Raw genomic sequence first — 11,999 nt, 5'->3', positions numbered from 1 at the left:
TGCAATGACCCGCTTGGCGACACCTTCTGATCCCATTTGGCCGTTGAGGTGGACGTGCCACCCCAAACCGCCCGTTTGCCAAACCCTTGGCCAAATCGATGAAAGGAAAATACATGCGCAAAATCATCGTTCTTGCAGCCGCCGCCACGCTGGCCTCCGCAACCGTAGCCGGCGCCCAGCAACAGCCCACGCCGCAACCGAAGCCGGCGGCGCCCAGCGCTCAGCCGGCGGCGCCGGCGATCCAGAAGGTCAACATCGTCGATATCAGCGAATTGCCCAAGGCCACCCAGACGCAGGTCAATCAGGTGATCGCCCAGCGTGGCGATGCCGGGCTGCAGAAACTGCGCTCTTCGATCGACGCGACGCCGCAGATCAAGTCGGCGCTCGAAGCCAAGGGGCTCACCTCGGCACAGGTGGTCGCCGCCAGCATGACCACCGATGGCGCGCTGACCCTTGTCACCAAGAAGGCAAGCTGAAAGAAGCACTTGGCGGGCCGGCACCCGGCCCGCCAGCCCACAGGGAACCTTCGCCCGACAGGAGGCGTTTCGTTCCTTTGGCGCCGAACGGCGTTGCACAGAAAAGTCCACCAGGAGCGAGCAATGCCTGTCTTTGCCGACACCAGATGGCTCCAGAGCCTTGCTGCCTGCACATTTCTCGCAGCTTTCGGCCCGCAAGCCGCGCAAGGTCTTGAAAGCGCTGACGCCGCCGACACCGTCAACAGGATCGTCGGCTCCGATGTCCGGCAGGAGGAGGCGCGGACGGAACCACAGACCAACAAGATCATCACCGCGATCGAGCGGACGCGTGAGAACATCGGCGCCGTGCGCAAGACGTCCAAGCTCGAAACTGTGGATATCGTCTTCCTCACCGACGCGGCGCGCAGCGAAGGCGGCCCGCCGCCGGCGGTCGAGAGCAAGGTCGAACAGCATCAGGACGACATTGCGGAACTGCGCAAGGAGATCGACGCCAACGCCTTGCTGTTCAACGCCATCGATTCGCGGCGCGTGCTTACGGAAGACGTCCTTGCGGTGGAATTCGACGGCTCGGCAAGAATCGTCATCTACGCGGCGGCCAGGCCGTCGAACTGACCTCAGGGCGCCCGACCCCGTCGATCTCACAGCCTGCCCATGATCTTCTGCTGAAAACCGTAGACCTCGCGTTTTCCTCCGAACGGCACCAGCGTGACGTCCCGCTCTTGTCCCGGTTCGAAGCGCATCGCGGTGCCGGCGGCAATGTCCAGACGCCTGCCGCGCGCTTTGTCGCGATCGAATTTCAACCCCTCATTGGTCTCGAAGAAATGGTAGTGGCTGCCGACCTGGATCGGCCGGTCGCCGCTGTTGGCCACCTTCAGCGTCACCGTCGGCAGCCCCTTGTTGAGCTCGATGTCGCCGCTTGCCGTGATGATTTCGCCGGGAATCATCGTTAGCCTCACAAAACGCCGAAGACCAGGCCGACGGCGACTGCAGCACAAGCGGCGCCAGCGGCGCGGGCAAGCCCGCGAAAGCGCATGCCGAGGCCAAGGCCGGCAGCGATGCCCATGGCGTGGAGAAGTGCGGTGGCAACGGCAAAGCCGGCCATATAGTCAAGTCCACCGGCATTTTCCGGCACTTCGGTGCCGTGGGCATGGCCATGGAACAGCGCGAACAGGCCGATGATGGCGACTCCGGCCGAGACCGGCAGATCGACCGCCAACGCCACCAGCAAGCCAAGCGCGACGACGGAGGCAAGGATGCCCGGTTCGACGAAAGGCACCGGCACGTGGAGCATGCCGAGCGCGCCGCCGACCAGCATGACGCCGACAAAGGCCAGCGGCCAGGCCCAGATTGCCTTGCCGCCCTTGAGCGCCGCCCACAGGCCGACGGCTACCATGACGGTCATATGGTCGAGGCCGGACAGCGGATGCGCGAAGCCCGCCGCGAAGGACGAGGTCGTGCCGATGCCGACATGGGCATAGGCGGGCATCGCCGCCGCCAGCAGCAGGATCGCTGCAAGCGTGGTGCGTTTGGTTGAAGCAGAGATCATCGGTCTTCCCTTCGAAGTCACGAAAACAATCACGCAGCCTTGCGCGGGCCGCAGCCCTCGGCCTTGAGCACGCGTTGGGTCGAGGCCGGATATTTCACCAGTTTCTCCACTGGGCGGATCGGGCGTGCGGAAAAATTGCCGCCGCAGTTCGGGCAGACGCCGCCCAGCACATGTTCAGCGCAGTCAGCGCAGAAGGTGCATTCAAAGGTGCAGATCAGCGCGTCCGCCGCTTCCGGCGGCAGGTCCTTGTCGCAGCATTCGCAATTCGGTCGCAGCTCCAGCATCGTTTTCTCCTCACCTGATCGGTTCGTGAACGGTCACCAGCTTGGTGCCGTCGGGAAAGGTCGCCTCGACCTGCACGTCGTGGATCATCTCGGCGATGCCTTCCATCACCTGCGCGCGGGTGATGACATGGGCGCCGGCCTCCATCAGTTCGGCGACCGGGCGGCCGTCGCGGGCGCCCTCGACGACGAAATCGGTGATCAGCGCGATCGCTTCGGGGTGATTGAGCTTGACGCCGCGTTCCAGCCGCTTGCGCGCCACGATCGCCGCCATGGCGATGAGCAGCTTGTCCTTTTCACGCGGCGTCAGGTTCATGCGCTTTCCTGGATTTGGCCTGTATTTGGCTCAGAGTGACCATAATTTGGGCAGACCCGCCCGCCCGTTGAGCAGTTCGACGAGCGGAACCAGCCGCTTGCGCAGCTGATAGCCGTCCTCGGCAAACAGCCTCGCAAGAAGCTTGCCAGATTTTTTGACGTTCCAGGCGCTGGCATCGCCGTCGGCGCCGACGATGTCGCGGGCCGGATCGAGCAAGGCTTCGGCCTGCGGCGAGACCATCAGCAGCGTCGCAGCGGCAATGGCGCCGCCGGCGACCGCCGGGCGGCCAAGTGCCGCCGCGATAGCCGGCCCGATGCGGAAATCCTCGGCATGAACGAGCGCACCATCCTGGCGGACACGCCAACGGTCGTGGAAATGGCCGTGCGCGGCCTCTTCGCCCATGGCGAGGCGGCCGAATATGGTGGCTTCAAGCAGCAATGCCTCGGCGCCTGCGGCAAGCTCGACCTCGAGCGTGCGGGCAAAGGCCGAGCGGTCGAAGACGATGGTTTCCTGGGGCAGCCAGGCGATACGCCCGCCCGCGCCGACGCTGAGCTTCACCCGAACTTCGGCGCGGTCGCTAGCGGCACGATAGATCTTTTCGCAGGCCTGGGTGGTTATCGAGGCGGAGGCACCTGGCCCGACATCGATTTCCCAGCCGAGCCGATCGCCGCCGGTCAGACCGCCGGCGGTGTTGATGAGCACGGCTTCGAGCGGATCGGCCGCAACGGCCGGCATGCGGATTTTGGCCGAGCCGTCCTGATAGAGGCGCAAAAGCCGGGTGCGTCCATCCCTGACGCCGCACGCAAGCCGGGCCGCCCCGGCCGCGCGCTGGGCCGGAAGAGCTGGGATCAAGACATGCTGCAACGTATCCACGGCGCTAACGTTAAGCACTCCCGGCGCTTTGTCGATATGGTGCTTGTTGATATAGCTTGTTGCTTGACAGCGTTTCCGTTTCTATAGAGGGAGCCTCTTTGGAACGGTCATGCTGCGCCTGGCGGGTTTTTGAAGGCGACGGCGATTTCAGTCCAGGCAACAGGGGCGCCAACCAATCGGCACCGCGACGTTATAAAATTGGGGAAGGAATCGAATGGCTGACGAGCTGGCAACGGAAATCATCGCCAAGATCAGGGCACATGCGGAGCCCGGTGGCGAAGAGATCACCACCAATACGGAATTGACCGCGCTTGGCATCCATTCCCTGGAACTGACCGAGATCATCTTCGATCTCGAGGAGCAGTACGGCATCGAGATCGAGATGAACACGGTCGATGCCTGGAGCAATCTCAAGAATGTCGGCGATATGGTTGAGGCTGTTCGCGCGCTGATTGCGAAAAAAGCCTGAGCTGAATGCAAAAGCGCGTCGTCATTACCGGCATCGGCGGCATATGCGGGCTCGGCGCCAATGCGCCTGCAATCTGGAACGAAATGCGGGCCGGCCGATCGGCCATCGGTCAAATCAGCAATCCCGGTTTGCATGATTTGAAGGTCAAGGTCGGCTGCGAAATCAAGACGCTGCCCGACCATGGCATCAGCCACAAGCAGACCGTGTCGATGGACCGCTTCAGCCTTTTGGCGACGATTGCCGCGCGCGAAGCCATGCAGCATGCCGGCCTGACATCGACTGAAGCAACCACCTACCGGATGGGCGCGGTTGTCGGCGTCGGCGTCTGCGGCTGGGAGGCGATCGAGGAGAACTATCGCGCCATCCTGGTCGACGGCAAGAACCGGGCCGGCATCTTCACCGTGCCGAAAGTGATGCCGAGTGCGGCATCCGGCCATGTCAGCATGAATCTCGGCCTGCGCGGGCCGGTGTTCGGCGTCACTTCGGCCTGCTCCTCGTCCAATCACGCCTTTGCCTCGGCGGTCGACCAGATCCGGCTCGGCCGCGCCGATGTCATGGTCGCCGGCGGCACCGACGCGCCGCTGCTTTGGGGCATCCTGAAGGGCTGGGAGGCCCTGCGGGTGCTGGCGCCCGATACCTGCCGGCCGTTCTCGGCCGATCGCCAAGGCCTGTCGCTCGGCGAAGGTGCTGGAATGGCGGTGCTGGAAACGTATGAACACGCCATGGCGCGCGGCGCGACCATTCTGGCCGAATTTGCCGGAGCCGGCCTTTCCGCCGACGCTTCCGATATCGTCGCGCCGACTGTCGAGGGACCGACGGCGGCGATGCGCGCCTGCCTGGCGGACGCCGGGCTCAATCCCGAGGACGTCGACTATCTCAACGCCCACGGCACCGGCACCAAGGCCAACGACCAGATCGAGACGGCGGCAATCAAGCGCGTCTTCGGCGACCATGCCTATAAGCTGTCGGTGTCGTCGACCAAGTCGATGCATGCCCATTGCCTCGGCGCCTCGGGCGGCCTGGAAATGATCGCCTGCGTGATGGCGATCCGCGAAGGCATCGTGCCGCCGACGGCCAATTTCCGGCAGGCCGACCCCGACTGCGATCTCGACATCACGCCGAATGTGGCGCGCGAGCGCAAGGTGCGCGCGGCGATCAGCAACGGTTTTGCCTTCGGCGGCACCAATGCCGTGGTGGCGTTCAAGGCGGTCTGACGGCAAGCGACTGGCCTGAGCGACTGGCCCTGAATGACTGCGAAGACGGTGTGTGCACCTTCGACCGGTTGATCGGCAAAGAAGCCGAGGATAATCCTTCGCAACTCGCCAGACGGCGCGATACCGCGCCAAATTCCCGACCGGAGCTTTCGATGACCGACCTGTCCGCCTTTCCGATCACCAAGCGCTGGCCGGCCAGCCACCCCGACCGCCTGCAGCTCTATTCCGCGACGACGCCGAATGGGGTGAAAGTCTCGATCGCGCTGGAAGAACTCGGCCTCCCCTACGAGGCGCATCTGGTGGATATCGGCAAGGACCAGAGCTGGACGCCGGAATTCCTGTCGCTGAACCCGAACGGCAAGATACCCGCGATCATCGACCCCGACGGGCCGGGCGGCAGGCCATTCGGCCTGTTCGAATCCGGCGCCATCCTGCTCTACCTCACCGACAAGACCGGCAAGCTGATCCCTGCCGATCCGGCGCGGCGCTACGAGACCATCCAATGGGTGTTCTTCCAGATGGCGGCGATCGGGCCGATTTTCGGACAGGTCGGGTTTTTCAACAAATTCGCCGGACGCGAGATCGCCGACAAGCGGCCGCTGGATCGCTACCGCAATGAATCGCGGCGGCTGATCGGGGTGCTGGAGACGCGGCTGAAGGGTCGAACCTGGATCATGGACGACGACTATACCATCGCCGACATTTCGATGCTGGGCTGGGTGCGCAATCTGATCGGCTTCTACGAGGCGCGCGAACTCGTCGGCTTCGACGACTTCCCCACCGTCGCGGCATGGCTGGAGCGCGGGCTGGCGCGGCCCGCGGTGCAGCGCGGCCTGACCATTCCCGCCAGGAATTGACCTCGGCCAGCCGAAGCAGCCGGGTCTATTTCGCCTTGGCCTTGCTTTTCGAGCCGCCCTTGCCGATGACGGACGCAGCGAGCGACGCAGCGCCCCTGGCTGTCGCCGCCACCGCACCAGCGGCGACATTGGCGGTCGCCTTGACGGTGCGCATCGCGCCGCCGGCCACCGAGCCGCTGCTTGCCGGCTTCTTGGGTTTGGCGGTTTTCGCCGTCACCTTTGCCGTCGCCACCGGTTCTACCTTCTTTGGCGCCGCTTTGCCGAAAGCCGGCTTTGCGTCCTTGGACCGCTCGGCGATCGCCGGGCCGGCGCCTGCCTTCGCCTGCGTGGCCTTTGCCTGCCTGGCTTTGGGTTGAGCGGTCTTGCTCTTGGCGGGTGTTTTTGCCTTGGTTGCCATCTGACGGTTCCCTCACGGCGGCACGATTGCCGATGAGAGATAACGACCTGAAAGTCTTAAGGTTCCCGTTCCGAAGTCCAGCGAACTATGCGGGATCGCCAACAACCAGGTCGGCGGACCTGCGACGGCCGAGCACGCGATCGATGTTGGGCATGTCGTTGGAAGCGATCCAAGCGCGGGCGTCTTCGTCGGAGCGGCCATGCTCGTGCCAGCGCACCAGAAGGCGGCGCTCGAGTTCGGCACGCGGCACATCGACAAAGATGGTGAAGTCGAACAGCGGCGCCAGCCGCGACCACGGCTCCTCGTCCAGCAGGAGGTAATTGCCTTCGACCAGGATGAACTTGGTCTCGGCGGCAACGATGGAGGCGGCGGCGCGCGACAATTCCATGCTGCGGTCGAACACCGGAATGGCGATGTCTGGCTCGCCCGAACGGATGCGCTTCAACAGCGTCTCGAAGCCGGCGAAGTCGAAAGTCTCCGGCGCGCCCTTTCTTGACCGCAGGCCGCGCTGGTCGAGCACGATGTCATCATAGTGGAAGCCGTCCATCGGCACGACTTCAGCCGCGCCCTCCGGCAACAGATCATGCAGGCCGGCCGAGAGCGTCGACTTGCCGGCGCCGGGCGGGCCGGCAATGGCGACGATGAAGCGTTTCGCCTTGCCAGCGCGCTTGAAGATGGTGGCGGCGAGATGGGCGATTTCGGACATTGGGCGCTTCCAGTTATGCTTTGCATCTTGTCGGCAGTTTGAGGAAATTTCAAACCGCGATTTGGGCAATCTCACGACATCCGCCACGTCAGCGCTGCCCCTCGTCGCCCTGCCGGTGTGCAGCCGATAGATGGGTAACACTTCTCCCCCTATGCGTCCGCCGCAGGGCCAAGCAGATTGGTTGGCGCGGCGGTGCGGCGGACAAGCTCCATGTGCCGTGTGTCGAGGATGCCGGCAGGCAGGTGAGGGGCAGGGCCAGCGTTCGAAAATCAGCAGGGCTGGCCGATCCGCAGGAAATCGCTGTCGAACCTGACATCGCGGGTCGAACCATCGGCTCCGGTGAGATGCATGTGACCTGAGGCTGTCCCGATAGCGCGCGGCGGCTCGCCGCTCGCCAGCGGCAGCGTGCCGATGACATGGCGGAAGGAGACTTCGCCGCCGAGGGTAAAAGCGGTCGCGACCCCTTCGCGCTTCAGCCAATTGTCGTCGATCGATGCGGCATGGCCGATGGCGGCGCGGCCGTCCTCGATGCCGAGCACGCCGCGATGGCGGCTGCTCCACGGCGCGTAGTCGCGGCCGCCATTGCTGAACCACAGCATGGTGACCGGAAGCTCCGCCGGGTTCTTCAGCACCAGCACCAGATCCTGTTCGGCCCGGCGCGCCAGCGCCGTCCAGCCCGGACCGTCATGATCGGCTTCGACCAGGGTGATGAAATCCTCGCGCTCATCCTCCATGCGGTAGTCGGTGAGATCGAGCGTGCCGCCGCCAGTGGCTGGAAAGCGCGTCAGATCGGTCGAGCGGGCGGGATAGGAAAGCTTGAAGCGGCCGCGGGCCGGATCGGGCTCCAGCGGTGCGTCCAGTGTCCCGGCAAAGCGCTTCGGCGAAAAGGCCAGCCGGCCGCCATCGCGCATCGCCGCCATCGGATGGTGGGCGGCGGAGACCGCTCCGGAACCGCCGGAAAAGACATGCTCCTGATAGAGAAAGGGATGACTGTTGCGGAGCGTGAAGATCTTGTCGACCGTCGCGCCCATCACCGTGCGGCGCAACCGGAAGACGGCCCGCCAGCCGTCGGATGTCGCTTCGCTGACGGTGACATCCCAGGGGCTGTTGGCCGGCCAGCCATGCAGCGGTGCGGCCTCGATGTCGCTGGCCGAAAACGGTGCGCATAGGAAATCGCCCGACAGCCGCACCGTGCCTTCAGGCAGGTCCGGCGGCAGCGTCTCGCCAGCATCGATCCAGGGCGCGCGGTGCAGCGGCTTCAGCTGGCGGCCATCGCTGTCGACCGTTATGTCGGCGATATGGCCGACAGTGAGATCGAGCGTGACCGAAATGCCCTTTGCCTTGATCGTGACCGTATCCATCCGCGCACCTGCTGATTCTGATGGCAGCGAACAAACCCGCTCCGCGAGGGATGCGCAAGCACAGCGACCGGCATTTTGCATCAGGGCGATTTTTCCTCCCCCTTGTGGGGAGGGTCGGCGAGCGATCGGAGCGAAGCGGAGATCGATCGACGGGGTGGGGGTAGCGCCCTACGAGGACCCCCACCCCGATCCGCTACGCGGATCGACCCTCCCCACATGGGGGAGGGTGGGCGCCTACTGCCGCTTATACTCGCGCACCGGCGACTTGGTGCCGTCGGTGTAGGTGACCTGCACCGCCATCGACGTCACGTTGTCGGCGACCTTGAAGTAAGGCTGGTAGTCATAAGGAATGGCGTACGGGTCCTTCTTGTCGCAAGGCGGCAGCTTGATCTCCCTGTCGAGCGCCGTGCCGTTCAGGCTGTAGCGCACCTCCTTGATGCCGCAGCGGAATGACAGCATCTGGGAGAAATAGACCAGGCCGTGATTGCCGCTGGCGTCGAAGGCGATCCACGACGTCCAGAACTGGTCGAGGATCTGTTTGTTGCCCTGTTGCAGCGCCGCGTCCGGATCGAAACTTATGTCGAACGGCCCGGTCTCGCGGCCCCTGAGATCGAGATACTTGACCCCGATGGTGGTGGCCGTGGTGCTGTCGGGCAATTCGAAGCTCGGATTGGGCATCGGCTTGCCGGTGCGCTGGTCGTTCATCGCCATCAGCCCGGTGTCGGTGAACGGACCTGACACACCCATGCGCCAGGAAATGCCGGTCGCGGCCTCGGGCAGCGAGATGGAGATCGTCCAGCCGGCATTGGAGCGCATCGGCGTCAGCGTCGGGGCAAAGCGCGCTGGGTCGAGCACGTCGCCAAGCGCGGTCAACCGGCTGCGGCTGCGATCGAGCCAGTCGGCGAGCTGCGTCTGGTCGATGAAATATTTGAGCAGCCTGCCTTCCTTTTCATAGGAGACGAACCTGGTCAGCGCCTCGGCCTCGCTGCGCTTGTCGGACAGCGACTGGACGCCGAGGCGATCCTCGGAAAACTCCTGCGCGAGCAGGTAATAGGCCGGTGCGAAATCCGGATTGGCCGCGATGAAGGCGTTGAGCTTGTCGAGACGTTGGGCATCGTCGAACTGCAGGATATGGACCAGCTTGATCGACAGCGCCTTGGCCTTGTCGGCCAGGGCGCCGAACACTTCGCGGGCGCCGGCCTTGCCGTCCTGCACGCGCAGCAGGGTGGCGAAGCGTGTGTAGGGATCGACGGCGTCGACGTCGAAACCGGCGAAAGCGAGATAGGAGCGCCGCGCATTCAGCATGTCGCCGGACAGCTCGTAGACGCGGGCATTGTGGTAGAATTCATCCGGCCGCTTCGGCTCGGCGATCGCCCCGCCCTGCGCGGCCAATGCGGCAAAGCCCTTGGCGATGGTGTCGATCGAGGCGGCGATCTGCTCGGTGGTCGCCTGAAGCTTGTCGGCCTGCTCGGCCTGTTTCTGCTGGCCGGCAGCAAGCGTTTCGGTCGTCTGCTTGACGGCCTCTACCGACTTTTGCGTCTGCGCGCCCTGCTCAGCCTGCTGCTGCTGGGTCGACGCAATTTCCTCGGTCTTCTTCGCCACCGCGTCGGTTGATTGCTTGACCTGGTCGACCGCCAGCTTCGTCTCGGTTACCGTTTGCTCGATCCTGGCCACCCTGGCCGAGACGATGCCCATCTGCTGCTGCAACTGGGCGATGGCCGGCACCAGGCCGGCGATCACACCGTTCTCCGAATTGGTCTGCTGCTGCAGGCCATAGACGCCGCCGGCGACGGCGGCAGCGCTGGTGGCAAAGATCAGCGCCGGCAGCGCCTTGGCGGCCAGCACCAGCCGCAGAACGATGGCAATGGCGATGACGGCGGCGGCAACCGAAGCGACCAGCGCGATATAGGCGGCGAACGGCGCCAGCGGATTGAGGATGTCGGAAGCAGCGCCGCCGATGAAAGCGACGCTGCCGGCCCATTTGCCGGTGCGGCTGAGCGAAGTCCTCATAAGAGATGGCGCAGCCGCGCCGATGTCACCGGTCATTGTCAAGTCCCCCAAGCAATTGCCGCCTCTATAGCAGCAGCGCGACCCCGCAGGCAAAACAGGACAGGAAGCAGGCGATTTCGGGGCGGGGGATTACGGAGTTGGTGAGTAGCGAAGACCGAAGTCACAGCTAATCTCCCCCGCAAGGGGGGAGATTGGCAGCTCCGCCGTTAACCAAATGGACGAACACAATGGGTTAGGCTAGGTTCCGGCCCTCTCAGCAACGCCGGACTTGCCTTGCCAAACTTCCATCTACCCTCCCTCGTCCAAAAATTTCTCGCAGCCCTGCTGCTGCTTGTCTTCGTGGCCGGCTGCAGCACCACCGCACCGCCCGACAGCGTGCTCGCGGTGCCGGCGCCGCAGGAGAAATATGCGGCCATCGTCGTCGATGCCGGCAGTGGCAAGACGCTGTTCGAAGTCAGTTCGAGGGCGCAACGCTATCCGGCGTCGCTGACCAAGATGATGACGCTCTACCTGCTGTTCGAGGCGCTGGAGTCCGGCCGCGTCTCGAAGGAAACGCAGATCCCGGTCTCGGAGAATGCCGCCCGGCAGCCGCCGACCAAATTGCGCTTCAAGCGCGGCGAGAGCATCGATGTCGATTCGGCGATCCGGGCGATCGTGGTCAAGTCGGCCAATGACGTGGCGGTGGCGGTGGGCGAATATCTCGGCGGCTCGGAGAACCAGTTCGCCGCCATGATGACCTCGAAGGCGCGCCAGATCGGCATGAGCAGCACCGTCTTCCGCAACGCATCGGGCCTGCCCGACGATGGCCAGCACACATCGGCGCGCGACATGGCGACGCTCGGCATGGCGCTGCGCGCCCGCTTCCCGCAGCAGTTCCACTATTTCTCCGAAAGCGACTTCATGTTCCGCGGCCGGCTGGTGCGCGGCCACAACGACATGCTCGGCCGGGTGCGCGGCGTCGACGGCATCAAGACCGGCTATATCAGGGCATCCGGCTACAATATCGTCACGTCCTACAATGCCGACGGCCGGCATCTGATCGTCGTGGTGATGGGCGCCGACAGCGCACGCCAGCGCAACGACCATGTCGAAGCGCTGATCCAGCGCAGTCTTTCGCCGATGCTGGCCGATACGAAGACGCGGCTGATGTTTGCGGGAGACCAGCCGGCAGCGTCGCCGCTTCCCGGCCTGCCGCCGCCTGGTTTGCCGGCGCAGGGGTCGCAGTTGCCTGGTTTACCGCCGCAATAGAACCCGTCGTTGGGTGGAGGAACTCTGAAACGCCGGCGGGACAGCACCCCCTCTGGCCTGCCGGCCATCTCCCCCTCAAGTGGGGAGATTAGCAGCTTCGGCGTCTCGCCTCTTTTTCGTGTTTGGCGAAGCCATGGCAACATCTGATCTCCCCCCTTGAGGGACTGTTGCAAAATTGGGTGGATGTGATTCCCTGTTTTTGAAACGGGGATTTTGCGATGACGACAAAGCCGAGCGGTCAGTTC

General features: G+C 64.4%; 15 protein-coding genes. 6 read left to right on the top strand and 9 right to left on the bottom strand.

Annotation, left to right across the window (positions count from 1 at the left end; genetic code table 11):
* Positions 1-113: 113 nt before the first annotated feature.
* On the top strand, positions 114-476 hold the full coding sequence (locus NKJ78_RS04395; protein WP_023671233.1) for a hypothetical protein: 363 nt from the start codon (positions 114-116) through the stop codon (positions 474-476).
* A gap of 123 nt (positions 477-599) precedes the next feature.
* Entirely contained in the window at positions 600-1,088 is a 489-nt protein-coding gene (locus tag NKJ78_RS04390; protein WP_352460765.1) for a hypothetical protein, read from the top strand.
* A 26-nt stretch (positions 1,089-1,114) separates the two neighbouring features.
* Here the strand turns inward: NKJ78_RS04390 and NKJ78_RS04385 are convergent, their stop codons facing one another.
* The 5 genes from NKJ78_RS04385 to NKJ78_RS04365 are packed head-to-tail and all read right to left on the bottom strand — an operon-like array spanning position 1,115 to position 3,471.
* Positions 1,115-1,420 carry an urease subunit beta gene (locus tag NKJ78_RS04385; RefSeq protein ID WP_023729012.1) on the bottom strand — a complete coding sequence of 102 codons (306 nt, stop codon included), beginning with the start codon at positions 1,418-1,420 and terminating at the stop codon, positions 1,115-1,117.
* Between the two features lie 8 nt (positions 1,421-1,428).
* On the bottom strand, positions 1,429-2,022 hold the full coding sequence (locus NKJ78_RS04380; protein ID WP_023689154.1) for a HupE/UreJ family protein: 594 nt from the start codon (positions 2,020-2,022) through the stop codon (positions 1,429-1,431).
* 29 nt (positions 2,023-2,051) lie between these two features.
* Positions 2,052-2,306: a DUF1272 domain-containing protein gene (locus NKJ78_RS04375; RefSeq protein ID WP_023671229.1), complete on the bottom strand. Its 255-nt coding sequence runs from the start codon at positions 2,304-2,306 to the stop codon at positions 2,052-2,054.
* A gap of 10 nt (positions 2,307-2,316) precedes the next feature.
* Positions 2,317-2,619, bottom strand: a complete 303-nt coding sequence (locus NKJ78_RS04370; RefSeq protein WP_023671228.1) for an urease subunit gamma — start codon at positions 2,617-2,619, stop codon at positions 2,317-2,319.
* 30 nt (positions 2,620-2,649) lie between these two features.
* Complete coding sequence (locus NKJ78_RS04365; protein WP_352460764.1) at positions 2,650-3,471, bottom strand: urease accessory protein UreD; 822 nt, start codon at positions 3,469-3,471, stop codon at positions 2,650-2,652.
* Between the two features lie 235 nt (positions 3,472-3,706).
* On the opposite strand from NKJ78_RS04365, the gene NKJ78_RS04360 reads away from it, so the two are divergent.
* From NKJ78_RS04360 to NKJ78_RS04350, 3 genes are all read left to right on the top strand, one after another.
* Positions 3,707-3,961, top strand: coding sequence for an acyl carrier protein (locus NKJ78_RS04360; protein WP_023671226.1), 255 nt, complete (start codon positions 3,707-3,709; stop codon positions 3,959-3,961).
* A 5-nt stretch (positions 3,962-3,966) separates the two neighbouring features.
* On the top strand, positions 3,967-5,175 hold the full coding sequence (locus NKJ78_RS04355; RefSeq protein ID WP_023671225.1) for a beta-ketoacyl-[acyl-carrier-protein] synthase family protein: 1,209 nt from the start codon (positions 3,967-3,969) through the stop codon (positions 5,173-5,175).
* Between the two features lie 152 nt (positions 5,176-5,327).
* Entirely contained in the window at positions 5,328-6,032 is a 705-nt protein-coding gene (locus NKJ78_RS04350; protein WP_023671224.1) for a glutathione S-transferase family protein, read from the top strand.
* A gap of 25 nt (positions 6,033-6,057) precedes the next feature.
* On the opposite strand, the gene NKJ78_RS04345 is transcribed toward NKJ78_RS04350, so the two are convergent.
* The 4 genes from NKJ78_RS04345 to NKJ78_RS04330 form a co-directional block, all read right to left on the bottom strand.
* Entirely contained in the window at positions 6,058-6,429 is a 372-nt protein-coding gene (locus NKJ78_RS04345) for a hypothetical protein (protein ID WP_023683605.1), read from the bottom strand.
* A gap of 85 nt (positions 6,430-6,514) precedes the next feature.
* Positions 6,515-7,135 carry a nucleoside triphosphate hydrolase gene (locus NKJ78_RS04340; RefSeq protein WP_023671222.1) on the bottom strand — a complete coding sequence of 207 codons (621 nt, stop codon included), beginning with the start codon at positions 7,133-7,135 and terminating at the stop codon, positions 6,515-6,517.
* 269 nt (positions 7,136-7,404) lie between these two features.
* Positions 7,405-8,496: a hypothetical protein gene (locus NKJ78_RS04335; protein WP_023739721.1), complete on the bottom strand. Its 1,092-nt coding sequence runs from the start codon at positions 8,494-8,496 to the stop codon at positions 7,405-7,407.
* A 234-nt stretch (positions 8,497-8,730) separates the two neighbouring features.
* Complete coding sequence (locus NKJ78_RS04330) at positions 8,731-10,542, bottom strand: methyl-accepting chemotaxis protein (RefSeq protein ID WP_023739722.1); 1,812 nt, start codon at positions 10,540-10,542, stop codon at positions 8,731-8,733.
* A gap of 237 nt (positions 10,543-10,779) precedes the next feature.
* On the opposite strand from NKJ78_RS04330, the gene NKJ78_RS04325 reads away from it, so the two are divergent.
* A complete protein-coding gene (locus tag NKJ78_RS04325) occupies positions 10,780-11,754 on the top strand; it encodes a D-alanyl-D-alanine carboxypeptidase family protein (protein ID WP_023739723.1) in 975 nt (324 codons plus the stop codon).
* Positions 11,755-11,999 lie beyond the last annotated feature (245 nt).

The organism is Mesorhizobium sp. M0037, from assembly GCF_040323635.1.
Classification (GTDB): domain Bacteria; phylum Pseudomonadota; class Alphaproteobacteria; order Rhizobiales; family Rhizobiaceae; genus Mesorhizobium.
The sequence above is the reverse complement of the archived record's forward strand: the minus strand, read 5'-3'. Positions and strand labels throughout refer to the sequence as shown.